The organism is Burkholderia sp. 28_3, assembly GCF_003253915.1.
GTDB lineage: Bacteria > Pseudomonadota > Gammaproteobacteria > Burkholderiales > Burkholderiaceae > Burkholderia > Burkholderia cenocepacia.
In genome coordinates this window covers 507,036-532,991 of sequence record NZ_QKZF01000002.1, presented here as the reverse complement: position 1 = coordinate 532,991, position 25,956 = coordinate 507,036, and the positions used below count along the sequence as shown (strand labels likewise).

Below are 25,956 nucleotides of genomic sequence, written 5' to 3'. Positions count from 1 at the left end.
TGCGACCGCGAAATCTTCCGCTTATCGTTGGTCGAAATCAATCAGAACGAAGTCCCGATGCGCACTATATGAATTTCGAGCGCATATGAGACTTTGGAGGAGCATAACCGATGTCCCCGAATTCCCCTGCGCCCGACGCGCTCGTCGGGCGCCATGCGCACGCCGGCCGGTCGCTCGTCGCGATCCTGCACGCGATCCAGGACGACGCGGGCTACGTGCCGCCGGGCTGCGTCGCGCCGCTCGCCAAAGCGCTGAACCTGTCGCGCGCGGAAGTGCACGGCGTGCTGACCTACTACCACCATTTCCGCACCGCGCCGCCCGCGCGCGTGACGATCCAGATGTGCCGTGCCGAAGCGTGCCGCAGCATGTGCTGCGAAACGCTCGCCGCTCATGCGGAAGCCCGCACGGGCTGCCGGTTCGACGCCGCGCACGGCGATGCCGCCGCGCCCCACGCGCCGGACGACGTCGCGCTCCAATCGGTCTACTGCCTCGGGCTATGTGCGCAATCGCCGTCGATGACGGTCAACGGCGTGCTCCACGCGAAGGTCACGCCGGAGAAGTTCGACGCGCTGCTGGCCGACGCGGTCGCCCACACGCAGGAGCTGGCATGACGACCCGCATCTACGTTCCGCGCGATTCGTCCGCGCTGGCGCTCGGCGCCGACGCGCTCGCCGCCGCGATCGTGGCCGAAGCCGAACGGCGCGGCGTCGCGATCGAACTGGTTCGCAACGGTTCGCGCGGGCTGCTGTGGCTCGAACCGCTCGTCGAGGTCGGGACGGCCGCGGGCCGCGTCGGCTATGCGAACCTGTCGGCCGCCGACGTGCCGGCCCTGTTCGACGCCAACTGGCTCGACGGCGGCACGCATCCGAGCAGTGTCGGCCTCGTCGACGCACTGCCCTACCTCGCCCGTCAGCAGCGACTCACGTTCGCGCGCATCGGCCTGACCGATCCGCTGTCGATCGACGACTATCTGCAACACGGCGGCCTCGCCGGCCTGAAGAACGCACTGGCGCTCGACGGCGATGCCGCCTGCGAAACGCTGATCGAATCGGGGCTGCGCGGCCGCGGCGGCGCGGCATTCCCGGCCGGCATCAAGTGGCGTACCGTGCGGCAAGCACGCGCCGCGCAGAAATACATCGTCTGCAACGCGGACGAAGGCGATTCGGGCACGTTCTCCGACCGCCTGCTGATGGAGTGCGATCCGTACTGCCTGATCGAAGGAATGATCATCGCGGGCGTCTCCACCGGCGCGACGGTCGGCTACATCTACGTGCGCAGCGAATACCCGCACGCGATCGCCACGCTCGAAGCCGCGATCGTCCGCGCGCGTGAAGCCGGCTGGCTCGGCGAGCACGTGCTCGGCTCCGCGCATGCGTTCGAGCTGCAGGTCGCGAAAGGCGCGGGTTCGTACGTGTGCGGCGAGGAAACGGCGCTGCTCGAATCGCTGGAGGGCAAGCGCGGCGTCGTGCGCGCGAAGCCGCCGCTGCCCGCGCTCGCGGGCCTGTTCGGCCAGCCGACCGTCATCAACAACGTGATCACGCTCGCGACGGCGCCGGTGATCTTCGCGCGCGGCGCCGCGTTCTATCGCGATTACGGGATGGGCCGCTCGCGCGGCACGCTGCCGTTCCAGCTGGCAGGCAACATCCGTCACGGCGGCCTCGTCGAGCTTGCGTTCGGCGTCACGCTGCGCGAGCTGCTGTTCGACTTCGGCGGCGGCACGGCCAGCGGCCGGCCGGCCCGCGCCGCGCAGGTCGGCGGCCCGCTCGGCACCTACCTGCCCGACCATCAGTGGGACGTGCCGCTCGACTACGAGGCGTACACGGCGATCGGCGCGGTCGTCGGCCACGGCGGCATCGTGCTGCACGACGACACGTCGAATCTCGCCGAGCTGGCCGAATACGCGATGAAGTTCTGCGCGATCGAATCGTGCGGCAAGTGCACGCCGTGCCGGATCGGTTCGACGCGCGGGGTCGAGACGATCGCGCGGATTCGCGACGGCGACACGTCGGAGCGGCAGGTCACGCTGTTGCGCGACCTGTGCGACACGATGCTCGCCGGTTCGCTGTGCGCGATGGGCGGCATGACGCCGTACCCGGTGCTGTCCGCGCTCGACCATTTCCCCGAAGATTTCGGGCTCGCAGCCGGCAAGGATGCCGCGTCGGGCCCGGTCAAGGCTGCGGCCTGACCCAGAAGGAGCCCTGCATGTCCCTCGACACGAACAACGTCCGCCAAGGCGGCTGCGGCTCGGGCCAATGCGCGTGCAAGAGCGCCGCGCAGGCGCGCGCATTCGACCCATTCGACGAAACCGACTACGGCACGCCGCAACGGCATGCCGACACCGACGTCACGCTCGAAATCGACGGCCAGCCGGTCACGGTGCCGGCCGGCACGTCGGTGATGCGCGCGGCGATCGAAGCCGGCGTCAACGTCCCGAAGCTCTGCGCGACCGATTCGCTCGAACCGTTCGGCTCGTGCCGGCTGTGCCTCGTCGAGATCGAAGGCCGGCGCGGCTATCCGGCGTCGTGCACGACGCCCGCCGAGGCCGGCATGAAGGTGCGCACGCAGTCGGACCGGCTGCAGTCGCTGCGCCGCAACGTGATGGAGCTGTACATCTCCGACCATCCGCTCGACTGCCTCACCTGCCCCGCCAACGGCGATTGCGAGCTGCAGGACATGGCCGGCGTGGTCGGGCTGCGCGAAGTGCGCTACGGCTTCGAGGGCGCGAATCACCTGAAGGACACGAAGGACGAATCGAATCCGTACTTCACGTACGATCCGTCGAAGTGCATCGTCTGCAACCGCTGCGTGCGCGCGTGCGAGGAAACGCAGGGCACGTTCGCGCTGACGATCGCCGCGCGCGGCTTCGAATCGCGCGTCGCCGCCGGCGAAAGCGAATCGTTCATGGCATCGGAATGCGTGTCGTGCGGCGCGTGCGTCGCCGCCTGCCCGACGGCCACGCTGCAGGAAAAATCCGTCGTGCAGCTCGGCCAGGCCGAACACTCGGTCGTCACGACCTGCGCGTACTGCGGCGTCGGCTGCTCGTTCAAGGCCGAGATGAAGGGTACGCAGGTCGTGCGCATGACGCCGCACAAGAACGGTCTCGCGAACGAAGGCCACGCCTGCGTGAAGGGACGTTTCGCGTGGGGCTATGCGACGCACAAGGACCGCATCACGAAGCCGATGATCCGCGAGAAGATCACCGACCCGTGGCGCGAAGTGAGCTGGGAAGAAGCCCTCACCTACGCGGCGACGCAATTCCGCAAGCTGCAGCAGAAATACGGCCGCGATTCGATCGGCGGCATCACGTCGTCGCGCTGCACGAACGAGGAAACCTATCTCGTGCAGAAGCTCGTGCGCGCCGCGTTCGGCAACAACAACGTCGATACCTGCGCACGCGTGTGCCACTCGCCGACCGGCTATGGCCTCAAGACGACGCTCGGCGAATCGGCCGGCACGCAGACGTTCGCATCGGTCGGCCAGGCCGACGTGATCGTCGTGATGGGCGCGAACCCGACCGACGGCCATCCGGTATTCGGCTCGCGACTGAAACGGCGCGTACGCGAAGGCGCGAAGCTGATCGTGATCGACCCGCGCCGCATCGACGTCGTCGACGGTCCGCACGTGAAGGCCACGCACCACCTGCAGTTGCGTCCGGGCACCAACGTCGCGATCGTCAATGCGCTGGCGCATGTGATCGTCACCGAAGGGCTGGTGGCCGACGCATTCGTCGCCGAGCGGTGCGAGACGCGCGCGTTCGAGCAATGGCGCGACTTCGTCGCGCAGGCCGACAATTCGCCCGAGGCGACCGCCGACGTGACGGGCGTGCCGGCCGAGTTAGTGCGCGAGGCCGCGCGCCTCTATGCAACGGGCGGCAACGCCGCGATCTACTACGGGCTGGGCGTCACCGAACACGCGCAGGGCTCGACGACGGTGATGGGCATCGCCAACCTCGCGATGGTGACCGGCAACGTCGGCCGCGAAGGCGTCGGCGTCAATCCGCTGCGCGGCCAGAACAACGTGCAGGGTTCGTGCGACATGGGCTCGTTCCCGCACGAATTGCCCGGCTACCGGCACATCGGCGACACGGTCGTGCGCACGCAGTTCGAGCAGGCGTGGTCGGCCACGCTGCAGCCGGAGCCGGGGCTGCGCATCCCGAACATGTTCGACGCGGCGCTCGACGGCAGCTTCAAGGGGCTCTACTGCCAGGGCGAGGACATCGTCCAGTCGGACCCGAACACGCAGCACGTCGCGGCCGCACTGTCCGCGATGGAATGCATCGTCGTGCAGGACATCTTCCTGAACGAAACCGCGAAATACGCGCACGTGCTGCTGCCGGGCTCGACGTTCCTCGAGAAGGACGGCACGTTCACGAACGCGGAACGCCGGATCTCGCGCGTGCGCAAGGTGATGCCGCCGCTCGCGGGCTACGCGGACTGGGAAGTCACGCTGCTGCTGTCGCAGGCGCTCGGCTACGACATGCACTACACGCATCCGTCGGAAATCATGGACGAGATCGCGCGGCTCACGCCGACCTTCTCGGGCGTGTCGTACGAGAAACTCGACGCGCTCGGCAGCATTCAATGGCCGTGCAACGAACAGGCGCCGGACGGCACGCCGACCATGCACATCGACACGTTCGTGCGCGGTAAGGGCCGGTTCGTGATCACCAAGTTCATTCCGACGCCGGAGAAGGTCACGCAGCGCTATCCGCTGATCCTGACGACGGGCCGCATCCTGTCGCAATACAACGTCGGCGCGCAGACGCGCCGGACCGAGAACGTTCAGTGGCATGAAGAGGATCGCCTCGAGATCCATCCGCACGACGCGGAAGATCGCGGGATCCGGACCGGCGACTGGGTCGGCATCGAGTCGCGTGCCGGTCAGACCGTGTTGCGCGCGCGGGTGTCCGACCGCATGCAGCCAGGCGTCGTGTACACGACGTTCCACTTCCCTGAATCGGGGGCGAACGTGATCACGACGGACAGTTCCGACTGGGCGACGAACTGCCCCGAATACAAGGTGACGGCCGTGCAGGTGATGCCGGTTGCGCAACCGTCCGACTGGCAGCGCTCGTATGCGCGCTTCAACACGGAGCAGCTCGACCTGCTCGAGCGCCGCGCCGCCGCGCCGGCCGCCGTGACGACAGGCAAGTGAGGCAACCATGGACAACGACCACCTGATCGACATGGCCAACCAGATCGGCGCATTCTTCGAATCGATGCCCGATCGCGACGAAGCGCTGACCGGGATCGCCGAGCATATCCGGCGCTTCTGGGAGCCGCGGATGCGTCGCGCATTCCTCGCCGCGCTCGACGATCCGTCGAGCGAAGCCGGGCAACGCGCGGCGCCGATCGTGCGCGACGCGATCGCCGCGCATCGCGCGGCGCTCGTCCCCGCGGCGGCGCCGGCCTGAGCGCGGCTACGCGGACACCGACATGCCCGCGAACCAGCTTTCGCAGTGGCGCAGCAACGCGTTCGCGTCGGTTGCCGTACGCCCGCGCGCGGCGACATAGCCGTCGGGCCGCAGCAGATAGAACGACGGCCGCGAGCGGCCGTATTCCTGCGCGAGCCCCGCCGCCCCGTCGCCTTCGGCATCGGCGACACGCCACACGCGCACCGCTTCCGGCATGATCCGCTCGAGCCCCTGCACGAGCACCTGCGCGTCGGCCGAGATCGGCGGTACCTCGCCGGCGTCGGTATTCACCGGCTCTTCCAGCAGCAACAGCGTGAAGCTCGCCGGATCGTGAAGATCGTATAGCCGCGCCGTGCCGGGCGCGCGACCGAGCGGCCCGTCGAGCACGTGCACGAGTGCATCGGGCGCGCGTTCGCCGGCGCGCGGGCCGCCGTCGAGCACGCGCTCGAGCGTGAGCGGACTCTTCCGGTACTGCACGCCGAGCTCGCTGACCGTGCGCCTGACCGCGTCGCGCATCGGCCCGAACGACGCCAGCAGCGGCACGACATGATCACGCAGCAGCTTCATCGCGCCGCGCTCGGCTCCGACGACCTGCGTGACGAAACCGGTCTGCCGCAACACGTCGCGCTCGATCGGGTGGCGCTCCGCGTGATACGTGTCGAGCAATCGCTCGGGCGCCCCTGCACGGAGGACGCGGGCGAGCTTCCAGCCCAGGTTGAACGCCTCCTGGATGCCGGTGTTCATGCCCTGCGCGCCGGCCGGGCTGTGGACGTGCGCGGCGTCGCCCGCGAAGAACACGCGGCCGTGACGCAGCCGGTCGACCATCCGGCTGTGCAGGTGGAAATAGGACGACCATGCAAGATCGCTCGGCGCGATCGATGCGCCGACGCGCGCGCGGATGATCGCGTCGCATTCGTCGAGCGACGGCGCCGGCGCGTCAGGCGACGCATCGCTGCCGGGCGGCCGGTCCGCGACGAGCCGGTAACGACCGCCCCCCATCGGAAACAGGCCCGCGATGCCCGCGGATGTCGTAAACAGGCGGATCTCTTCGTCCGGCCAGTCGGGTATCGCCGCGAAATCGGCAAGCAGGAACGTCTGTTCGAACGCATGCCCGGCAAAGCCCAGGCCGAGCAGATGCCTGACCGTGCTGTGCGCGCCGTCGGCCGCAATCAGGTACGACGGCGTGAACGACTCGTCGCGGCCGTCGGCGCGGCGAAGCGTCACGTCGAGCGACGTGCCGCCCGCGTCGCAGGCGGTCAGCGTCGTACCGCGCTCGACGCTCACGCCCATCCCGGCCAGATGCTCGGCGAGCAGCCGCTCGGTGATGCTCTGGTCGAGGAACATCAGATACGGATAGCGCGTTTGCAGCGGATCGAAATCGAGCCGCGCGATCACGCGGCCGTCGGCATGCAGCTCGGCCGCATGCGCGCGATGACCGAGCGCGAGAAACGGCTCGACCGCGCGATGCTGCTCCAGCAGTTCGAGCGTGCGCGCCTGGATGCCGATCGCACGCGAAAACGGCGCGGGCGCGACGAGACGATCGATGAGGCGCACCGGCACGTGGGCCCGCGCGAGGCTCATCGCCGCGGCAAGGCCGGTCGGCCCCGCGCCGACGATCAGCACGGGCGGGATATCGGACAGTGTGTCAGCCATGAGGACCTCGATGACACGCGATCATGCAAGTCTACGCCGCTCCGCGTGACGGGGCCATATGCCGACCGGCCGATCCGCGGCCCGCCGCGCGGTGTGGGAAAATACGCGCTTTCCGCCAGTTTTCGCGTCATGGATTCCGCATTCGACCAGGCGTACGCCGCACACCGTGCGGGCCGCCTCGCCGAGGCCGAGCACGGCTATCGCAACGCGCTCGCCTCCAACCCCGCCGACGCCGACGCGCTGCACCTGTTCGGCGTGCTGCGGCACCAGCAGGGCCAGCACGCCGAGGCGGCCGATCTCGTCGGCCGCGCCGTCGCGCTGCGTCCGGACGATGCGGCGCTGCAGCTCAATCTCGGCAACGCGCTGAAAGCGCTCGGCCGGCTCGACGAAGCGATCAACCGCTTTCGCAACGCGCTGACGCTCGCGCCCGAATTTCCGCTCGCGCACTACAACCTCGGCAACGCGTATGCGGCGCTGCAGCGCCACGACGATGCGATCGACGCCTTCCGCCGCGCGCTGCGGCTCACGCCCGACGACGCGTCGATCCACAACAATCTCGGCAACGCGCTGAACGCGCTCGGCCGCCACGACGACGCGCTCGCCGCGTTCGGTCGCGCGCTCGAGCTCCGGCCCGGGCACGCGGGCGCGCATAACAACCTCGCGATGGCGCTGAACGCGATGGGGCGCGCCGACGATGCGATCGCACACTTCCAGGCCGCGATCGCCGCGCAGCCGCGGTTCGTCGCCGCGCATTTCAATCTCGGCAATACGTTCGATGCGGTCGGCCGGCATGCCGAGGCGGCCGCGGCATTCGAAGCCGCGCTCGCGCTGCATCCGCCGTTTCCGCTCGCGCTGTTCGGGCTCGCGAATGCGCTCTGCGCGCAGGCGCGCCACCGCGACGCGCTGCCCTACTACGAACGCGCCGTCGGGCTCGATCCGTCGTTCGCGCTCGCGTGGCTGAATCTCGGCAACGCGCATCACGCGCTCTGCGCGCACGAGATGGCGCTGCGCGCATACGACCAGGCGCTGCGCGTCGCGCCCGATCTCACGCTCGCGCGGCTGCACCGCGCGGTCACGCTGCTGACGCTGCGCGACTTCACGCGCGGCCTGCCCGCCTACGAAGCGCGCCACGAGACGCCCGGCGCGACGCCGCTCGGCACGCTGCCGCGCTGGCAGGGCGAGCCGATTGCGTCGCGCACGCTGCTGATCCGCGCGGAACAGGGGTTCGGCGACACACTGCAGTTCGTCCGCTTCGTGCCGCTGGTCCGCGCACGCTGCGCGCGCGTCGTCCTCGAAGTCCAGCCGGAGCTCGTCGCGCTGCTGGCGCCGGCCGCGTCGCGCTGGCGCGTGACGCTCGTCGCGCAGGGCGCCGCGAAGCCGCCTGCCGCGGACGTCGCCTGCACGCTGATGAGCCTGCCGTTCCTGCTCGGGCTTCAGCCGGACGACATCGCCGGCTCGCGCTACCTCGACGCCCCCGACGGCGCCCGCCGGCGCTTTCGCGGCTCGCTCGGCGGGCAGTCGAAGCGCAAGTTCGGCCTGGCCTGGTCGGGACGCCGCCAGGCGCAGGAAAACCGCTCGATGCCGTTCGACGCGCTCGCGCCGCTGCTCGCGCTGCCGGACATCGACTGGATCGTGCTGCAGCCCGCGCTCGACGACGACGAACGGACGCGCGTCGACGCGCATCCGCGCGTGCATCGTCTCGACGGCCGGCTGAACGACTTTGCCGATACGGCCGCGCTGATCGAGCGCCTCGACGGCGTCGTCACGATCGACACGGCGGTCGCGCACCTCGCGGGCGCGCTCGGCAAGCCACTGTGGGTCATGTTGCCGTTCGCAGCCGACTGGCGCTGGTTCACCGGCGACGACTGCCCGTGGTATCCGCGGGCCAGGATCGCGCGCCAGCCTGCACCGGGCGCTTGGCGCGACGTGGCGGCCGCGGTGGCCGACCTGCTGCGCGAAGCATGACCGCAAACGAAACAGGGAGCGCATCGCGCTCCCTGTTTCGATGTGATGCGCGGCCGACGCCGCGCGCTAGCCCTGCCGCCGTCAGGCCGACTTGTACTGGTTGCGCGCGTCGGCCGTGCGGTACAGCACGAGCGTCGCGATCAAGCCGCAGATCGCGGCCACGCTCAACCACAGCCCCGGCGCCGCCTTGTTGCCCGTCTGGTGGATCAGCAGCGTCGAGATCGCCGGCGTGAAGCCGCCGATCGTCGTGGCCAGGCTGTACGCGAGCGAAAAGCCGGCCGTACGCACGTCGGCCGGCATCACTTCGGTCAGCGCGACGACCATCGCCCCGTTGTACGACGCGTACAGGAACGACAGCCACAGCTCGACCGCGAGCAGCCGCAGGAACGACGGATCGCCGACGAGCCACAGCACGGCCGGGTAAGCCGACACCAGCGTCAGCACGGTGAACGCGATCAGCACCGGGCGGCGGCCGATGCGGTCGGACAACGCACCGGACAGCGGCAGCCACACGAGATTCGAGATCCCGACACAAACGGTCACGACGAGCGCATCGAGCGACGACAGGTGCAGCACTTCCTTGCCGAAGGTCGGCGTATAGGCGGTAATCATGTAGAACGACACCGTCGTCATGATCACCATCCCCATGCCGGCCACCACGACGCCCCAGTTGTCGAGCATCGAGCGCATGATCTCGCCCATCGTCGGACGGTGACGCTTCGCCAGGAATTCGTCGGTCTCCTTCAGCGACCGGCGGATCAGGAACAGGAACGGCACGATCAGGCAGCCGATCAGGAACGGAATGCGCCAGCCCCACGCGGTCATTTCCTCGACCGGCAGCGCGCGGTTCAGCACGACACCGACGAACGCGGCGAACACGACGGCCACCTGCTGGCTGCCCGACTGCCACGACGTATAGAACCCCTTGTGCCCCTTCGTCGCGATTTCCGACAGGTAGACCGACACGCCGCCGAGCTCGACGCCCGCCGAAAAGCCCTGCAACAGCCGGCCGAGCAGCACGAGCACCGGCGCGAGCACGCCGATCGTCGCATAGCCCGGTATCGCGGCCACCGTGAGCGTGCCGATCGCCATCAGCCCGAGCGTCAGGATCAGCCCCTTGCGGCGACCGTGATGGTCGATGTACGCGCCGAGCACGATCGCGCCGACCGGCCGCATCAGGAAACCCGCGCCGAATACCGACAGCGACAGCATCAGCGATGCAAAGGCGTTGCCGCTCGGAAAGTACGTTTTCGCGATAGCCGACGCGTAATACCCGTAGACCATGAAGTCGTACATTTCCAGGAAATTGCCGCTGACGACCCGGAAGACGGTGCGGACTTTCGATTCCTGCGCGATGGCAGGGGACGCTGTGGACATGTTTTCTCGCTCAGCTCGGATGGCGCGAATACCGCGCCGCATGAATCCGGCGATGCGCGACGCGCCGGGTTGACCCGCGCGCACGGGCATCGCTGCCCGCCGACGGCACGGCGCGTAACGACGCGCCGCCGGCATGATTCGCGAATCATGCCACGCCAGGCCGACATTTGCCTTGTGGCGCGCCCGTCCCGGCTGTCGCGGCACCCACCTCGTACCAGTCGCCCTCAAACGGGCACAAGAATCAGATTGATCTGATCGACCTGCCTTCGCCGGCTGACCACAATGTCACGATTTGCAACGACATTTCCGCGGCGCGCCGGCACGGTTGCCCGTATCGCACGGTGTACCCCTTTCATGACCCCATCGCCCCTCGTCCCGATCGAAGGCGCGCTCGCCCGCCCGCGCGTCAATCCGCTCGATCACGTCCCGCCGTTCGGCCGCGAATGGCGGTTTCTCGGCGCACCCGGCGCACGGCCCGGCAAGCACGGCCTCGCGACCCTGACGACGTCCTGCGTCGATGTCGGCTCGCCGCACCGCGCATGCCGGTGGCAACCGCTACCGGCGGCCGCGCTGCCGGCTTCGGGCGGGCGGGCTGTCGCGCCGGCTGCGGCCCCTGCCCGGCGGTTGCGCCATCCCGCGCGCCGCCCTCGCGACCGGCGCGCGATGTACGCGGTCTGCTGGAGCATCGGCGCGCTCGGCATCATCGGCTGGCTGATCGGCACGTACGACCCGCCTGCGGGTTTCGGGCCCGTGCATGCGATTCAAGCGACCGGCCGTACGTCCGATCACGTCACGACATCGACCGGCTCGATACGTGTCGCCTCGGCACAGCCGGATACATCGACGCGCGTCATGCCGCAGCACAAGATGGCGACGCCCGTCGCGCACACGGTCGAATCGCCGCCAGCCAGGCACCGCGTCGCGCTTCGACCGGCAACGCTTCACCCGCAAGCGACGGCCGACGTGCGGCACGTCACGCCTGCTTCACCACGTCGAGCAACCGGCCTGCGCACAACGAAGTCACCGACCCGCACACCGGTCGTGCCGCGACTCGCCGCGCATCCGCCGATCCCGCGCGACGCGGCCGGCACCGGCACACGCGATCGACTCGCTCCACCGCCGCGCATCGCCAACACGCGCGATGCACGCGGCTCGCTCGACGATCCGGCCACGTTGATCGCAATGGCGAACGCGCTGCGCGCCACGCAGCCGGCCCGCCCGGCACACCCGAGCGCGGCCGGTTTCGACTGGACGTCGCAACTGTCGCACCGCCGCGTGACCGACACGCCGGACGCGTTCACGCACTGACGCACGCGCAATAAAAAACCCGGCGAAGATCGCTTCGCCGGGTTTTCGCTCGTCTCGCTCCGTCCGTTCGACGAACCGTTACTTGTGCGCGGGCAGCCCTGTCTCGGTCTGTCTCTCGAGTTGCCGCACCTGCTCCTGCAGATCGCGCAACTGCAACTGCGCAGCCCGCTTCTCGACCTGCAGCGCCTGCGCCTGCTCCTGCGCCGACTTCTGCCGCTGCGCGACTTCGGCCTGCTGGCTGCGCGCGACGCTGAGATCGGCCTGCAACTGTTGCGCACGATTCGCCTGCAGCGCGATCACGCGCTCGAGAAATGCCTTCTGCGCCTGCAACTCGGTCCGGCGGATCTCGATATCGGCGAGCTGCGCGGTCTGCTGCACGAAGTTCGCGTACACCGTCTCCGCGCGATTCTTTTCCTGCGAACGGATCACGCGCCACAGGTTCTTGTCCTGGAACAGCGCGACGTAATACGTCATCTCGCGCGGATCGAACATCAGGCTCGCGCCGTAGCTGCCGTTGTACGTGGTGCGCATCTCGACGATCCGGCCGTCGTGCAGCATCTGCGTCAGCTCGGCGACGTTGCCTTGCGCGGCGGCGTCCGTCGCGACCGCGCCCGATGCCGCCGATGACGCGCCGCCGCTCAGGCTCGTGACCGCCGGACGCGTGCCGGCAACAGGTGCGCTCGCGTCGGCGGACCAGGCCGCGCCCGCTTGCGCGCAGGCAACCAGCGCAACGATCCACGTTGCGCATCGTGCAGGGGAAAAGTTTCGGAAAACCAACGTCAGACTCCGGCGAACGAATCGGAACTCGCGATTATCGTTCAAAACGAAACGGCCCCATCTCGAATTTATCGGGATGCGGCCGGCCTTCGTGCAACACGGAAAATGCGGCGTGCTACAGACGCGTTTCACGCGCCGCGCGCAGGAACGCATCGAGCAGCGGCGTGCAATCGAGCAGTTCCGAGCCGCCCGCGCGATGGAACTCCGGATGCCACTGCACGCCGACGACGAACGGCGAGCGCCGATGGCGAATGCCTTCGATGATTCCATCGCCGGCCGATACGGCCTCGATGTTCAGATCGCGGCCGAGATCGCGGATCGCCTGGTGGTGAATCGAGTTGACGATCGCTTCGCTGCGTCCCGGGAACATGCTCGCGAGCGTCGACGAGTCGGGGAAGCGGATCGCGTGACGATGCTGGTCGTAATGCTCGCTCACGTGCGCATTCGCGGTCGGCACGTCGGTGGCGATGTCCTGGTACAAGGAGCCGCCGAACGCGACGTTGATCAGCTGGCAGCCGCGACACACGCCGAGCACGGGTTTGCCGGACTCGACGAATTCGTGCAGCAGCTCGAGCTCGTACATGTCGCGCACGCGATCGCCGGGCCATTCGGGACGCGCATCCGACGCCGCGTAGGTCTGCGGCGACACGTCGGCGCCGCCTTGCAGCAGCAGGCCGTCGAGATGCTTCGCGTAATCGCGCAGGCGGATGTTGCTCGGATGGATCATGCCTTGATGGCCGACGGTCGGAATCATGAACACGAGCACGTCGCGCGACATCACCCAGTGAGCGATCGATTCCTCGAGATACTGCAGCGTCTTGCCGCGCAGCCCCTTCGCGCCCGGCTCCGGATGGAAGATCCGCGCCGACACGCCGATGCGCAGCGTGCGCTGCGTGATGCGCTGGCCGGCGCGGTCGAACAGCCGCCGCGCGCGCGCCGCGACGATCCGGCCGAACACCGACCACGGCGTGTCGCTCTGCTTCAGGTAGGCCGGCGGCGCATTCTGCGCGTTCGCGGGCGGCGGCCGCGGCGTGTCGAAATCGGGCTGCGCGCCGAATCCGGGCGGCGGCGCGCCGGGCTTCGGCGGCGCGGCTGCGGCAGCGCCATCGCCTACGGCGCCTGCCGCACCGGGCGCGCCCGGCTCGGATGCGGCCGTGACGGGCGACGCGCCGTCGTCGGCGACGTTGTGCGCGGCGGCCTGCGTGGCCGGCGCATCGGGCGTTTTCGCCGGATCGGGACGGGGGGAATCGGAAGAAGCGGAAGAGGTGCCGGGCAGACCGGCCGGGGAAGGCGTGGTTTCGCTCATGACGATGGTCTGGTACGTCGCTCGCGCGTATGGATTGACGAAGATTCATTATGCTTCAGTGCACGATCGCGCGGCAAACCTGCAACATCCTGTCGATATTGTTGCAAGTCGGTGGCAAGTCGTGCCGCGGGGCGGTTCCGCTCACGCGCCGGCACCGGCTTTCCCGATATCTTCCGCAGTGGACATCCGTGATATATCACAATAATATCCAGAGATCGTCCACGCTTTCCGAGCCTCCGCGTCATGATCGCGCCCCCTCCGGCCCCGCTGCCGCCGCCCGCATGAGTACGCTGACCGACGTCGCACGCGACCGCCCCGCCGCATCGCCGGCCAGCCTTGCCGACCGCGCGTACGCGCTGATCCAGCGGGACATCATCACGATGCGCCTGAAGCCGGGCGCCGCGCTCAACGAAGCCGACCTCGTCGCGCGCACCGGGATCGGCCGCACGCCGGTGCACCAGGCCGTGCATCGGCTCGTGCTCGAAGGGCTGCTGTCCGTGATGCCGCGCAAGGGCCTGATGGTGCAGCCGCTGTCGCTCGACGACATCGTCGCGGTGATCGACGTGCGGCGCATCAACGAAGCGCACTGCGCCGAACTCGCCGCGCGCCATGCGACACCCGACGATCTCTCGCAGCTGGCCGCGCTGCTCGACGACGGGCAGGCCTGCGTCGACACGCACGACGTCGAAGGCATGATGGAGCTCGACCGCGCGTTTCACCAGACGATCGCCGCGGCCGCGCGCAATGCGGTGCTCGCCGACATCCTGCGCGCGCTGCACGAGCGCTCGCTGCGCTTCTGGTTCGTCACGCTGTCCGAACCGCACCATCTCGCCGACGTCCAGCACGAGCACCGCGCGCTGTTCGACCGGCTGTCCGCCCGCGACGCCGCCGGTGCGCGCGCAGCCGTCGAAAGCCACATCGATTCGTTCCGCTCCACGCTTGTCCAACATCTTCGCCCCTGAGCCGCCATGACCACTTTCACGCCGTTCCCCCCGCTCGCCCAGCTCGCCGCCGACCTCGCCGCCGGCCGGACCACGAGCCGCGCGCTCGTCGACACCGCGCTCGACCGGATCGCCGATCCGGCGGGCCAGGGCGCGGTCGTCTTCACCGAAGTCGATGCCGACAACGCCCGCGCGGCCGCCGACGCGCACGACCGACTGCGCGCCGCGGGCACCGTGCTGTCGCCGCTCGCGGGCATTCCGGTATCGGTCAAGGACCTGTTCGACGTCGCGGGCCAGGTGACGCGCGCGGGCTCGCGCGTGCTCGACGGCGCACCGGCCGCGCGCACCGATGCGGTCGCCGTCGCGCGGCTCAGGCGCGCGGGCGCGGTGCTGGTCGGCCGCACCAACATGAGCGAATTCGCGTTCTCGGGGCTCGGGCTGAATCCGCACTTCGGCAATCCGCGCTCGCCGTACCACCGCGACGTGCCGGGCGACGCGCGGATTTCGGGCGGCTCGTCGTCGGGGGCGGCCGCGTCGGTCGCCGACGGGATGGCCGCCGTCGCGCTCGGCACCGACACCGGCGGCTCGATCCGCATCCCGGCCGCGCTGTGCGGGCTCACGGGCTTCAAGCCGACCGCGAGCCGGATCCCGACGCAAGGCGGCGTGCCGCTGTCGACGACGCTCGACTCGTTCGGCCCGATCGGCCTCACGGTCGCGTGCTGCGCGCTCGTCGACCGGATGCTGGCGGGGCTCGAACCGCACGTGCCGGCCGCCCGGCCGCTCGAAGGCGTACGGCTCGGCGTGCTGACGAACTACGTGACGGACGGCGTCGATGCCGACGTCGCGGCCGCGCTCGACACCGCGCTCAAGCATCTGGAAGCCGCCGGCGCGATCGTCACCGACGTGCGCTTCCCCGCGCTCGACCGGCTGCCGGAGATCAACCGTTTCGGCTTCTCGCCGATCGAGGCGTACGCGTGGCATCGTCCGCTGCTCGCCACGCATCGCGACCAGTACGACCCGCGCGTGCTGACGCGGATCCTGAAGGGCGAACCCGCGAGCGCCGCCGACTATCTCGACCTGCTCGCTGCGCGTGCCGCGATGCTCGACGAAGCCGCGCACACGGTCTGGTCGCGCTTCGACGCGCTCGTCGCGCCGACGGTGCCGGTCGTGCCGCCGCGCATCGCCGAACTCGAAACGGACGACGACGCGTTCACGCGCACCAACGCGCTGATCCTGCGCAACCCGAGCGCGTTCAACTTCCTCGATGCGTGCGGGCTGTCGCTGCCGTGCCATCCGCGCGACGCGGCACCGGTCGGCCTGATGCTCGCGGCGGCGCCGCATCGCGACGACGCGCTGCTCGCGATCGGCCAGTCGGTCGAGGCCGTGCTGAACACGATCCGCTGACCGCGCCCGCCGATCGTCGGCGGACCGAGCGCGGTGCGGCGGGGTGCCGCACGCGCGCTGTCAGTTTCGTGCCAGACCGTTCGCGCTAAAATCGCGCGATTGTTTTCCGGACCGACCGACGAGGAACCCCGCCGACATGAACGACTACACGCTTGCACTACGCCGCGAACGCCGCCTGCTGATGCTGCTCGGATGGGTGTGCATCGCCCTGCTGGCCGGCGCGCTGTACCTGCAGTACGTGAAGAACGAAGACCCGTGCCCGCTGTGCATCATCCAGCGCTACTTCTTCTGCGCGATCGGGATCTTCGCGTTCCTGGCCGCCGGGATCCGCAACTGGCGCGGCGTCTGGGTGCTCGAGCTGCTGATCGCGATCGCCGCGGCCGGCGGTGTCGGCACGGCCGCACGGCACCTGTCGATCCAGATGAATCCGGGCTTCAGCTGCGGCTTCGACACGCTGCAGCCGATCGTCGACAGCCTGCCGCCCGCGCAGTGGTTCCCCGGCATGTTCAAGGTCGCCGGGCTGTGCGAGACCGTCTATCCGCCGATCTTCGGCATCCTGCTGCCCGGCTGGGCGCTGATCGGCTTCGCCGTGATCCTGGTCGCGGTCGTCGCGAGCCTCTGGCGCCATCGCCGCAAGCTCGCGGGCTGACCGGCCGGCCGCGTTTTGGCCCATGGCCTGCGCGGCCCCGCCGAACGGGCCGCGCGCCGCCGGCAAGTCGTCGCCCGGCTGCAGCCGACGCCTCCGGCGGCCCTGCCCGGCCGCCGCGCGTAAACACCTACCCCGCCGTCGCCTGGATTTCCGGGCGAGCGCGTGTCGCGCGATTGCCGCGCCCCCGCCCCGCCACGCATGCGTTTCGGCCCGATGTGCATGCATCGGTCCCCCGATCCCGCGCGGCGGGCCTATGATCGACATGATCGCCTCCTGATAGCCCGGATCACCGCCCGGCCATGTTCCGGCCGCGTGGCGATGCTATCTTCGGGACTGGATGGCGATCTACGTGCGCGAGGCCAGGCGGTCTCACCGCTCCCTGCGTAACGCGCGCCCGATCCGCAATGTCGACTGGATTCATCATGACAACGCAAACCATCCGCATCCGTCACCCTCATGGCGTCCGCGCGTCCGGCGGCGCCGTACGCGCACGCCGTCAGTCCGCGGCCACCGCACGGCATCGGCCCTGCAGCCGGCCGGCCCCGCTCCCGTCCGTCCTCGTTGCCGCCGCGCCCGCCAGCCCGCGCCGCGCGTCGTGCCGCGTCGTCCCGAACGGAGCGTGCTGATGGAAGCCTGGCTCGGCGATCTGCAGCAACTGCTCGCGCACGGCGAAGCGGCCGTGCTCGTGACGGTCGCGCACACCGACGGCTCCGCGCCGCGCGAAGCCGGCACCAAGATGCTCGTCACGCGCGACACGGCCCGCCATACGATCGGCGGCGGTCATCTGGAATGGAAGGCGATCGAGATCGCGCGGCACCTGCTGAAGGACGGCGCGCACGTGCCGCACGCCCGCCGGCTAGAGCGGCTCGCGCTCGGCCCGAGTCTCGGCCAGTGCTGCGGCGGCGCCGTGGTGCTCGCGTTCGAGCGGCTCGACGTCGGCGATCTCGGCTGGATCATGTCGCTCGCGAAGCGCGTCGCGGCCGGCGCCGCGACCGTGCGTAGCGTATCATTCGGCCCCTCGCCGGGCGCGCCGCTGTTGAGCGAGCCCGAATCGGAAGCCGCGCGTGCCGACTGCCTGCTGTGGGAAACCGGCGGCGTATCGCTGATGACCGAGACGATCGCGCCGTATGCGTTCCCCGTCGTGCTGTTCGGCGCCGGGCACATCGGCACCGCGCTCGTGAAGGTGCTGGCGACGCTGCCGTGCCAGGTGCGCTGGATCGACGGGCCCGATGCGGTGTTCCCGCCGGCCGACGCGCTCGCCGGTATCGGCAACCTCGTGATCGACGCGGCTGCGTCCCCGGCGGACGCGGTCGACGCCGCGCCGCCGCAGTCCTACTTCGTCGTGATGACGCACGACCATGCACTCGATTTCGTGCTGGCCGAGCGCATCCTGCGACGCGGCGACTATGCGTACTTCGGGATGACCGGCTCGCACACGAAGCGCGTGCAGTTCGATCACCGGCTCGCCGCGATCGGCATCGACCCGGCCCAGGTCGCGCGGATGCGCTGCCCGATCGGTGTCGAAGGCATCATCGACAAGGCGCCCGAAGTGATCGCGATCTCGGTGGCCGCGCAGTTGCTGCAGGCCGTCGAGGCGAATGCGTCCGCGCAGGCTTCCCCTACCTACTGACCGACCAAGAACGACGCCATGACCCCGACATTCAAGGACAAGATTGCCCGCGCGCCGAAAGCGGAGCTGCACATCCACATCGAAGGCTCGCTCGAGCCCGAACTGATCTTCGCGCTCGCGCAGCGCAACGGCGTGAAGCTCGCTTACGACTCGATCGATGCGCTGCGCGCCGCGTATGCGTTCACCGACCTGCAATCGTTCCTCGACATCTACTACGCCGGCGCGAGCGTGCTGCTCACCGAGCAGGATTTCTACGACATGACGGCCGCATACTGCGAACGCGCGCTCGCCGACAACGTCGTCCACACCGAACTGTTCTTCGACCCGCAGACGCACACCGAGCGCGGCGTGCCGATCGAGACGGTCGTCGCGGGCATCGAGCGCGCGCTCGCCGATGCCGAACGACGCGGGCTGTCGAGCAAGCTGATCCTGTGCTTCCTGCGCCACCTGTCGGAAGAGGACGCGCTCGCGACGTTCGAATCCGCGTTGCCGCTGTTCGAACGCTATCGTCATCGCCTGATCGGCGTGGGCCTCGATTCGTCCGAGCTCGGCCATCCGCCGACGAAGTTCGCGCGCGTGTTCGAAAAGGCCCGCGCGCTCGGGCTGAAACTCGTCGCGCATGCGGGCGAGGAAGGCCCGCCCGCCTACATCTACGAAGCGCTCGACGTGCTGAAGGTCGACCGGATCGACCACGGCGTACGCAGCATCGAGGATGCCGCGCTCGTCGAACGCCTCGCCCGATCGCGCACGGCGCTCACCGTCTGCCCGCTGTCGAACCTGAAGCTGTGCGTGTTCGACGACATGGCGAAGCACACGCTGAAGGCGCTGCTCGACCGCGGCGTCGCGGTGACGATCAACTCCGACGATCCGGCCTATTTCGGCGGCTACGTCAATGAAAACTACTTCGCGACGGCCGAAGGGCTGCAACTCACGGATGCCGAAGTCCATGCGGTGATCCGCAACGGCTTCGAGGCGTCGTTCATCGAACCGGCGCAGCGCGACGCACTGTACGCGCGCCTCGACGCGTACTGGCAGGCGGCGTGACGGCCCGCATCGAGGAACGCTAGACAGATGAAACACGGCAACGGCATCCGCTTCGCGCTCACCGGTCCGGCCTGGCCCCGGGCCGGTGGGCTGCGTGCATGCGGCGCGACGGCGCCGTGTGTCGGCGCTTGTGCGCACCGGCCGTCGCGGCTGGCCGTGCCGTTCGCCGCCGCACCGGATGCGGGTGCAACGGCCGCGAGGTGCGCGGGCAACCACTTGCGGGCGGCTTCGGCCGCCACGTTCGCCCATGCCATCGCCGCCGGCCGCGCCGCACGCCGCGTGCCGCTGCCGCTCGCGACGCACCGTCCCGCCGCCGTGCTGCGCCGATCGCTTTCTTCTGTTCGCCTTACCTTGATGCAGGACCATTCGTCATGACGCAAACCGCTTTCCGCTCCCAACTGCTGACCTTCAACGGCGACCCGGCGCAATCGAGCCAGGCCGCGAACCACGAGACCGACGGGCTCCTGATCGTCGACGACGGCAAGGTCGTCGCGATCGGCCCGTATGCGGCGCTCGCCGCGACGCTCGCGCGCGATGCGGTGGTCCACGACCTGCGCGACAAGCTGATCGTGCCCGGCTTCATCGACACGCACATCCACTATCCGCAGACGGACATGATCGCGTCGCCGGCGCCGGGCCTGTTGCCGTGGCTCGACAAGTACACGTTCCCGACCGAGCGCCAGTTCGGCGACCCCGAGCATGCGCGCGAAGTCGCCGACTTCTTCGTCGACGAACTGCTTGCGTGCGGCACGACGAGCGCACTCGTCTACTGCACGGTGCACAAGCAATCGGCCGATGCGCTGTTCGCCGCAAGCGACGCGCGCGACCTGCGGATGATCGCGGGCAAGGTGCTGATGGACCGCAACTGCCCCGAATTCCTGCGCGACACCGCGCAGTCGGGCTATGACGACAGCGCCGAGCTGATCGACCGCTGGCACGGCAAGGGCCGCCAGATGTACGCGCTCACGCCGCGCTTCGCGCCGACGTCGACCGAGGCGCAGCTCGAGGCGTGCGGCGAACTCGCGCGCCGCCATCCGGACGTGTTCGTGCAGAGCCACGTCGCGGAAAACGTCGACGAGGTGAAATGGGTGGCCGAGCTGTTCCCCGGCCATCGCAGCTATCTCGACATCTACGACCGCTACGGGCTGCTGCGTCCGCGCGCGGTGTACGGTCACTGCATCCACCTCGACGACGAGGATCGCCGCCGGATGGCCGAGACGCGCACCGTCGTCGCGCACTGCCCGACGTCGAACTTCTTCCTCGGCAGCGGGCTGTTCGACTTCGACAAGGCCGGCGAACACGACGTGCCCGTCACGCTCGCGACCGACGTCGGCGGCGGCACGTCGTTCTCGATGCTGCAGACGATGAACGAGGCGCACAAGGTCGCGCGACTGTCGGGCCATCACCTGACCGCCACGCGGATGTTCTGGCTCGCGACGGCCGGCGCCGCGCAGGCGCTCGACCTCGCCGACACGGTCGGCACGCTCAAGCCGCGCACCGAAGCCGACTTCGTCGTGCTCGATCCGCAGGCGACGCCGCTGCTCGCGCGCCGTACGAAGCGCGCGGAGTCGCTCGAGGAACTGCTGTTCGCGTTCGCGCTGCTCGGCGACGACCGCGCGGTATACCGCACCTACGCGGCCGGCGAACTCGTGCACGAACGCGGCGCCGCGCGCCGCCCGGCCGCCGCGTAACGACCCGCGGCCGGCACGTTCCGACACGCGCGGCAGCTTCGCCGCCGTGCATGTCGGCAATCGAAGCCGCTTCAGTGCGCCGCACGGCGGCCCGGCTGCTTTCCGGCGTGCAACGCACCGTGCTAGAATGCGCCGCTCATTGGGGAGTAGCCGCTCCGCTCGATGTCCCGCGCCACCGGCGCGCATCGTGACGGAGGCGTCCGTCAACAGACTTGGCCGTTCGGCCATGGCGGACGCAGCCACGTTGGCCTGGCGAGACCGATGGTTCACTGCGCGCCGCATCAGGGCCCGGCGCGCGGTGGATCGTCGCTCGCACGCACAACAACGGCCCGCGGAACCCCATTCGTGTCTCAAGCCTTCCTGATCTCCACCGGCGCCGTCGCCCTCGCTGAAATCGGCGACAAGACCCAACTGCTTTCCCTCGTGCTGGCCGCGCGCTATCGCAAGCCGGTGCCGATCATTCTCGGCGTGCTCGTCGCGACGCTCGTCAACCATGGTTTCGCCGGCGCGCTCGGCGAATGGCTGGGCGCGCTCGTCACGCCGTCGATCATGCGCTGGGCGCTCGCGTTCTCGTTCATCGCGATGGGGCTGTGGATTCTCGTACCGGACAAGCTCGACGAGGACGAAGCCAATGCGACCCGCTCGCGGCTCGGCGTGTTCGGCGCGACGCTCGTCGCGTTCTTCCTCGCGGAAATGGGCGACAAGACGCAGATCGCGACCGTCGCGCTGGCCGCGCGCTTCCAGGACTACATCGGTGTCGTGGCCGGCACGACGTTCGGGATGATGCTCGCGAACGTGCCGGCGATCCTGCTCGGCGACCGCTTCGCGCACCGTCTGCCGACGAAGCTCGTACACGGGATCGCAGCCGTGCTGTTCGTCGTGCTCGGCGCGCTGGCGCTGCTGGGTATCGGGGTCTGACGGAAAGGAAAGTGGCTGGCGCGGCCGGGCGGCCGCGCCGGAGTGGATGCCGCTTTACTTCGCGACGGCCGCGCCCGAGGCGGGCGCCGCCGGCACCGCGCGCTCGTTGGCGGCCGGCGCCGCCGGCCCGCCGCGCTTGTCGACCGGCAGCCGAACCGAGCGGACCGCGCCGTTCGACAACGGGAAATCGGCGAGCGCGCTGCGCGCGAGGAACGGCATCGCGTACAGCAACGTGCCGTTGTCGCCGGTCGTGCGCGCGGACACGTTGTAGACCTCCTTGCCGGTCGCGCGCTCGGTGATGCGGATACCGAGCATGTAGTCGAACACCTGGTACGTCTGCGCGACATAGCCGGCCGGCATCGGCCCCCAGGGTCCCCACGGGCCCCAGGGATTCCACGGCCCGCGCCGCCAGTACGGCCCGGGCGCGAACCACGGATCGTAGTAGACCGGCTGCGGCACCGTCACGAGATCGCTGCCGACCGCATAGGTCAGCCCGACGAGATAGCGGGCCTGCGACTGCGGCACCTGCCGGAACACGTACGCGGACAGCTCGTTCGCGACGATCGGCTCGTAGGTCGACTGCTCGATGCTGTTCTTCTGCGCGTCCGTGCGCGTGAACGCATAGGTGCGCGTCGCGTCGCTGCCGCTCCAGTCGGAGAAGGCCGTGACCTGGGTGGTCACGTAGCTGGTGCAGCCGGTCAGCAGCGCGACGCACAGCGCCGCCGCCCAGCCCGCACCGCGAAAAATCCAATCGCGTTTCATGTTGATCCTCGTCGATCCGTCACCCGTTCGTCGCACCGCGCGAACCACAACGGGATGCCGATAATACGCGGACTGGCGGAAGCGGTAAAAAGTTCGCCCGACACGCAGCCGCAAGCCTTTGTACAATGGCCCGGTTCGCCTGGCCCGCGCGACGGGCCCGTCCCCCACTCCACCGATCTCGACGACCATGTCCGACAACGCCTCCTCCACCGTGATCCGCCGCGCCGACTACACGCCGCCGGCCTTCCTCATCGATTCCGTCGCACTCGAATTCGATCTCGCGCCGGCCCGCACGATCGTCAGGAATACGATGCGCGTGCGCCGCAATCCGGATGCCGCGCCCGCGCCGCACCTGGAACTGATGGGCGAGGCGCTCGAATTCCTCGGCGCGCGGCTGGATGGCGCACCGCACGGCGCCGTGCGCGCGCACGAGCACGGGCTGACCGTCGAGAACGTGCCCGACACGTTCGAGCTGACGCTCGAAAGCGCGTGCGCACCCGACCAGAATACGACGCTGTCGGGCCTCTACGTGTCGAGCGGCAACTTCTTCACGCAGTGCGAAGCCGAAGGCTTTCGCCGCATCACCTACTTCCTCGACCGCCCCGACGTGATGGCGTCGTACGTCGTCACGCTGCGTGCCGACAAGGCCGCGTACCCGGTGCTGCTGTCGAACGGCAACCTCGTCGATTCGGGCGACCTGCCCGACGGCCGCCACTTCGCGAAATGGGAAGACCCGTTCCGCAAGCCGAGCTATCTGTTCGCGCTGGTCGCGGGCAAGCTCGTCGCGATCGAGGAAACGATCACCACCGGCTCCGGCAAGGAAAAGCTGCTGCAGGTGTGGGTCGAACCGGCCGATCTCGACAAGACGCGTCACGCGATGGATTCGCTGATCCACTCGATCCGCTGGGACGAAAAGCGCTTCGGCCTCGAGCTCGATCTCGACCGCTTCATGATCGTCGCGGTCGGCGACTTCAACATGGGCGCGATGGAGAACAAGGGGCTCAACATCTTCAACACGAAGTACGTGCTGGCGAACCCCGAGACCGCGACCGACACCGATTTCGCGAACATCGAGTCGGTGGTCGGCCACGAGTACTTCCACAACTGGACCGGCAACCGCGTGACCTGCCGCGACTGGTTCCAGTTGAGCCTGAAGGAAGGTCTGACGGTGTTCCGCGACCAGGAGTTCTCGGCCGACATGGCCGCGGGCGACGCGGTCGAATCGGCGGCCCGCGCGGTCAAGCGCATCGAGGACGTGCGCGTGCTGCGCCAGCTGCAGTTCGCGGAGGACGCGGGCCCGATGGCGCACCCGGTGCGCCCGGAGAGCTACGTCGAGATCAACAACTTCTACACGATGACGGTCTACGAGAAAGGCTCGGAAGTCGTGCGGATGTACCAGACGCTGTTCGGCCGCGACGGCTTCCGCAAGGGGATGGACCTCTACTTCAAGCGCCACGACGGCCACGCGGTGACCTGCGATGACTTCCGTCACGCGATGGCCGACGCGAACGGGCGCGACCTCGCGCAGTTCGAGCGCTGGTACAGCCAGGCCGGCACGCCGCGCGTGTCGGTGCGCACCGCGTACGACGCGGCCGCACGCCGCTATACGGTCACGCTCGCGCAGGGCTACGGCGACGCGTCGCCGGCCGCGCGCGAAACGCAGCAGGGGCCGCTCCTGATCCCGTTCGCGATCGGCCTGATCGGCCGCGACGGCCGTGACCTGCCGCTGCGTCTCGACGGCGAAGCCGCTGCATCGGGCACGACGCGCGTGCTGGAGTTCACCGACACCGAGCAGACCTTCACGTTCGTCGACGTGCCGGAAGCGCCGCTGCCGTCGCTGCTGCGCAACTTCTCGTCGCCGGTGATCGTCGAGTACGACTACAGCGACGACGATCTCGCGTTCCTGCTCGCGCACGACAGCGATCCGTTCAACCGCTGGGAGGCCGGCCAGCGCCTCGCGACGCGCGCGCTGCTGACACTCGCCGCGCGGGCGGCCGCCAACGCGCCGCTCACGCTCGGCGAGAACTTCGTCGCCGCGTTCCGCCGCGTATTGACCGATGAAAGCCTGTCGCCGGCGTTCCGCGAACTCGCGCTGACACTGCCGTCGGAAACCTATCTCGCCGACCAGATGGCCGAAGCCGATCCGGCCGCCGTGCATCGCGCGCGCCAGTTCGTGCGCCGCCAGCTCGCGACCGCGCTGCGCGCCGACTGGCTCGCTACGTACGAGCAGCACCAGACGCCCGGCGCCTACGAGCCGACCCCGGACGCGTCGGGCCGCCGCGCGCTGAAGAACCTCGCGCTCGCGTATCTGGCCGAACTCGACGATCCGGCCGATGCGGTACGCCTCGCCACGGCCCAGTACGACGCGGCGAACAACATGACCGATCGCGCGGCTGCGCTCGGCGCGCTGCTGTCCGCGGCCGCCGCGGGCGCGAACGGGCCGGCCGAGCACGCGCTCGACGACTTCTACCGCCGCTTCGAGAAGGAAGCGCTCGTGATCGACAAGTGGTTCGCGATGCAGGCGGCGCAACGCGGTACGCCCGCGCAGCCGACGCTCGCGAAGGTGCGCAAGCTGCTCGCGCACCCGGCGTTCAATCTGAAGAATCCGAACCGCGCGCGCTCGCTGATCTTCAGCTTCTGCGCGGCCAATCCCGCGCAATTCCATGCGGCGGACGGTTCGGGCTACGCGTTCTGGGCCGAACAGGTGCTCGCGCTCGACGCGATCAACCCGCAGGTCGCCGCACGCCTCGCGCGCTCGCTCGAACTGTGGCGCCGCTTCACGCCGGCGCTGCGCGACCGGATGCGCGAAGCGCTCGAACAGGTCGCGGCCGGCGCGAAATCGCGTGACGTGCGCGAGATCGTCGAGAAGGCGCTCGCGTAACTTGCGCGTTCGACCTGTCGCGTCCGCGCGATCGAGCCGGTGCCGCCTCACGCGGCGCCGGCTTTTTTATTGCACGAGCACGGCTGCAACCGCACGCGCTCGCGGGGTCGGACCGCTCGGGCGGCCTCCGCGGCGAGGCGCACCCCGCCCGGCGTCGCCGCCCGATACCGCGCCGCTTCGGGCACCCGGCCATGTAACCGGACGAAAAAAGCCGGCGGCACCGGAGGCGCGACGGGT

At 69.3% G+C, this 25,956-nt stretch carries 19 protein-coding genes, 1 pseudogene and 1 riboswitch; of the genes and pseudogenes, 15 read left to right on the top strand and 5 right to left on the bottom strand.

What is annotated here, in order from left to right:
- Positions 1 to 110: 110 nt before the first annotated feature.
- The 4 genes from DFS13_RS07210 to DFS13_RS07195 are packed head-to-tail and all read left to right on the top strand — an operon-like array spanning position 111 to position 5,413.
- Complete coding sequence (locus DFS13_RS07210; protein WP_111441526.1) at positions 111 to 611, top strand: NAD(P)H-dependent oxidoreductase subunit E; 501 nt, start codon at positions 111 to 113, stop codon at positions 609 to 611.
- Entirely contained in the window at positions 608 to 2,185 is a 1,578-nt protein-coding gene (locus DFS13_RS07205) for an NADH-quinone oxidoreductase subunit NuoF (RefSeq protein WP_111441550.1), read from the top strand. The genes DFS13_RS07210 and DFS13_RS07205 overlap by 4 nt, the downstream gene beginning before the upstream one ends.
- Before the next feature lie 17 nt (positions 2,186 to 2,202).
- Positions 2,203 to 5,154, top strand: a complete 2,952-nt coding sequence (gene fdhF / locus DFS13_RS07200; RefSeq protein ID WP_111441525.1) for a formate dehydrogenase subunit alpha — start codon at positions 2,203 to 2,205, stop codon at positions 5,152 to 5,154.
- A 7-nt stretch (positions 5,155 to 5,161) separates the two neighbouring features.
- Positions 5,162 to 5,413 (top strand): formate dehydrogenase subunit delta, encoded by a 252-nt coding sequence (locus DFS13_RS07195; RefSeq protein WP_006486928.1) that lies wholly within the window; start codon positions 5,162 to 5,164, stop codon positions 5,411 to 5,413.
- A gap of 6 nt (positions 5,414 to 5,419) precedes the next feature.
- Here DFS13_RS07195 and DFS13_RS07190 read toward each other — a convergent pair whose 3' ends face one another.
- Positions 5,420 to 7,066 carry an FAD-dependent monooxygenase gene (locus tag DFS13_RS07190; protein WP_034200861.1) on the bottom strand — a complete coding sequence of 549 codons (1,647 nt, stop codon included), beginning with the start codon at positions 7,064 to 7,066 and terminating at the stop codon, positions 5,420 to 5,422.
- A 58-nt stretch (positions 7,067 to 7,124) separates the two neighbouring features.
- On the opposite strand from DFS13_RS07190, the pseudogene DFS13_RS07185 reads away from it, so the two are divergent.
- Positions 7,125 to 9,031 (top strand): annotated as a pseudogene (locus tag DFS13_RS07185) (tetratricopeptide repeat protein).
- Between the two features lie 81 nt (positions 9,032 to 9,112).
- On the opposite strand, the gene DFS13_RS07180 reads toward DFS13_RS07185, so the two are convergent.
- A complete protein-coding gene (locus DFS13_RS07180; protein WP_011694210.1) occupies positions 9,113 to 10,408 on the bottom strand; it encodes an MFS transporter in 1,296 nt (431 codons plus the stop codon).
- Positions 10,409 to 10,762: 354 nt separating this feature from the next.
- On the opposite strand from DFS13_RS07180, the gene DFS13_RS07175 reads away from it, so the two are divergent.
- Positions 10,763 to 11,716, top strand: a complete 954-nt coding sequence (locus DFS13_RS07175) for a hypothetical protein (protein WP_181461605.1) — start codon at positions 10,763 to 10,765, stop codon at positions 11,714 to 11,716.
- Positions 11,717 to 11,794: 78 nt separating this feature from the next.
- Here DFS13_RS07175 and DFS13_RS07170 read toward each other — a convergent pair whose 3' ends face one another.
- Together DFS13_RS07170 and DFS13_RS07165 are read right to left on the bottom strand one after the other, a co-directional pair.
- On the bottom strand, positions 11,795 to 12,493 hold the full coding sequence (locus DFS13_RS07170) for a DUF2968 domain-containing protein (protein ID WP_058902086.1): 699 nt from the start codon (positions 12,491 to 12,493) through the stop codon (positions 11,795 to 11,797).
- Positions 12,494 to 12,608: 115 nt separating this feature from the next.
- On the bottom strand, positions 12,609 to 13,799 hold the full coding sequence (locus DFS13_RS07165; RefSeq protein ID WP_006496556.1) for a gamma-glutamyl-gamma-aminobutyrate hydrolase: 1,191 nt from the start codon (positions 13,797 to 13,799) through the stop codon (positions 12,609 to 12,611).
- Between the two features lie 281 nt (positions 13,800 to 14,080).
- Here DFS13_RS07165 and DFS13_RS07155 point away from each other — a divergent pair, with 281 nt between their 5' ends.
- The 8 genes from DFS13_RS07155 (at position 14,081) to DFS13_RS07115 (ending at position 22,076) form a co-directional block, all read left to right on the top strand.
- Positions 14,081 to 14,761, top strand: a complete 681-nt coding sequence (locus DFS13_RS07155; protein ID WP_111441522.1) for a GntR family transcriptional regulator — start codon at positions 14,081 to 14,083, stop codon at positions 14,759 to 14,761.
- A gap of 6 nt (positions 14,762 to 14,767) precedes the next feature.
- Positions 14,768 to 16,144: an amidase gene (locus tag DFS13_RS07150; protein ID WP_111441521.1), complete on the top strand. Its 1,377-nt coding sequence runs from the start codon at positions 14,768 to 14,770 to the stop codon at positions 16,142 to 16,144.
- A gap of 136 nt (positions 16,145 to 16,280) precedes the next feature.
- The gene (locus tag DFS13_RS07145) at positions 16,281 to 16,793 is read left to right on the top strand and encodes a disulfide bond formation protein B (RefSeq protein WP_006489750.1); all 513 of its coding nucleotides are present in this window, start codon (positions 16,281 to 16,283) and stop codon (positions 16,791 to 16,793) included.
- 625 nt (positions 16,794 to 17,418) lie between these two features.
- The gene (gene xdhC, locus DFS13_RS07140; RefSeq protein ID WP_006482042.1) at positions 17,419 to 18,423 is read left to right on the top strand and encodes a xanthine dehydrogenase accessory protein XdhC; all 1,005 of its coding nucleotides are present in this window, start codon (positions 17,419 to 17,421) and stop codon (positions 18,421 to 18,423) included.
- Positions 18,424 to 18,441: 18 nt separating this feature from the next.
- The gene (locus tag DFS13_RS07135) at positions 18,442 to 19,467 is read left to right on the top strand and encodes an adenosine deaminase (RefSeq protein WP_006482041.1); all 1,026 of its coding nucleotides are present in this window, start codon (positions 18,442 to 18,444) and stop codon (positions 19,465 to 19,467) included.
- A 27-nt stretch (positions 19,468 to 19,494) separates the two neighbouring features.
- Positions 19,495 to 19,842, top strand: coding sequence for a hypothetical protein (locus DFS13_RS07130; RefSeq protein WP_080403529.1), 348 nt, complete (start codon positions 19,495 to 19,497; stop codon positions 19,840 to 19,842).
- Positions 19,839 to 21,158: a guanine deaminase gene (gene guaD, locus DFS13_RS07125; protein WP_062884693.1), complete on the top strand. Its 1,320-nt coding sequence runs from the start codon at positions 19,839 to 19,841 to the stop codon at positions 21,156 to 21,158. The genes DFS13_RS07130 and guaD overlap by 4 nt, the downstream gene beginning before the upstream one ends.
- A gap of 129 nt (positions 21,159 to 21,287) precedes the next feature.
- Positions 21,288 to 21,425: riboswitch (yybP-ykoY riboswitch) on the top strand.
- A gap of 78 nt (positions 21,426 to 21,503) precedes the next feature.
- The gene (locus tag DFS13_RS07115; protein WP_006482044.1) at positions 21,504 to 22,076 is read left to right on the top strand and encodes a TMEM165/GDT1 family protein; all 573 of its coding nucleotides are present in this window, start codon (positions 21,504 to 21,506) and stop codon (positions 22,074 to 22,076) included.
- A gap of 54 nt (positions 22,077 to 22,130) precedes the next feature.
- Here DFS13_RS07115 and DFS13_RS07110 read toward each other — a convergent pair whose 3' ends face one another.
- Entirely contained in the window at positions 22,131 to 22,838 is a 708-nt protein-coding gene (locus tag DFS13_RS07110) for a DUF4136 domain-containing protein (RefSeq protein WP_111441520.1), read from the bottom strand.
- Positions 22,839 to 23,025: 187 nt separating this feature from the next.
- On the opposite strand from DFS13_RS07110, the gene pepN reads away from it, so the two are divergent.
- Positions 23,026 to 25,719: an aminopeptidase N gene (gene pepN / locus DFS13_RS07105; RefSeq protein WP_111441519.1), complete on the top strand. Its 2,694-nt coding sequence runs from the start codon at positions 23,026 to 23,028 to the stop codon at positions 25,717 to 25,719.
- Positions 25,720 to 25,956 lie beyond the last annotated feature (237 nt).

Excerpts from the sequence above, each read along its gene's own strand:
- xdhC (WP_006482042.1), top strand. The coding sequence starts at position 17,419 with ATGGAAGCCTGGCTCGGCGATCTGCAGCAACTGCTCGCGCACGGCGAA.
- DFS13_RS07165 (WP_006496556.1), bottom strand. The coding sequence starts at position 13,799 with ATGAGCGAAACCACGCCTTCCCCGGCCGGTCTGCCCGGCACCTCTTCC.
- DFS13_RS07110 (WP_111441520.1), bottom strand. The coding sequence starts at position 22,838 with ATGAAACGCGATTGGATTTTTCGCGGTGCGGGCTGGGCGGCGGCGCTG.
- DFS13_RS07150 (WP_111441521.1), top strand. The coding sequence starts at position 14,768 with ATGACCACTTTCACGCCGTTCCCCCCGCTCGCCCAGCTCGCCGCCGAC.
- DFS13_RS07195 (WP_006486928.1), top strand. The coding sequence starts at position 5,162 with ATGGACAACGACCACCTGATCGACATGGCCAACCAGATCGGCGCATTC.
- DFS13_RS07175 (WP_181461605.1), top strand. The coding sequence starts at position 10,763 with ATGACCCCATCGCCCCTCGTCCCGATCGAAGGCGCGCTCGCCCGCCCG.
- guaD (WP_062884693.1), top strand. The coding sequence starts at position 19,839 with ATGACGCAAACCGCTTTCCGCTCCCAACTGCTGACCTTCAACGGCGAC.
- DFS13_RS07190 (WP_034200861.1), bottom strand. The coding sequence starts at position 7,066 with ATGGCTGACACACTGTCCGATATCCCGCCCGTGCTGATCGTCGGCGCG.
- DFS13_RS07130 (WP_080403529.1), top strand. The coding sequence starts at position 19,495 with ATGAAACACGGCAACGGCATCCGCTTCGCGCTCACCGGTCCGGCCTGG.
- DFS13_RS07145 (WP_006489750.1), top strand. The coding sequence starts at position 16,281 with ATGAACGACTACACGCTTGCACTACGCCGCGAACGCCGCCTGCTGATG.
- DFS13_RS07205 (WP_111441550.1), top strand. The coding sequence starts at position 608 with ATGACGACCCGCATCTACGTTCCGCGCGATTCGTCCGCGCTGGCGCTC.
- DFS13_RS07155 (WP_111441522.1), top strand. The coding sequence starts at position 14,081 with ATGAGTACGCTGACCGACGTCGCACGCGACCGCCCCGCCGCATCGCCG.
- DFS13_RS07135 (WP_006482041.1), top strand. The coding sequence starts at position 18,442 with ATGACCCCGACATTCAAGGACAAGATTGCCCGCGCGCCGAAAGCGGAG.
- DFS13_RS07180 (WP_011694210.1), bottom strand. The coding sequence starts at position 10,408 with ATGTCCACAGCGTCCCCTGCCATCGCGCAGGAATCGAAAGTCCGCACC.
- pepN (WP_111441519.1), top strand. The coding sequence starts at position 23,026 with ATGTCCGACAACGCCTCCTCCACCGTGATCCGCCGCGCCGACTACACG.
- fdhF (WP_111441525.1), top strand. The coding sequence starts at position 2,203 with ATGTCCCTCGACACGAACAACGTCCGCCAAGGCGGCTGCGGCTCGGGC.
- DFS13_RS07210 (WP_111441526.1), top strand. The coding sequence starts at position 111 with ATGTCCCCGAATTCCCCTGCGCCCGACGCGCTCGTCGGGCGCCATGCG.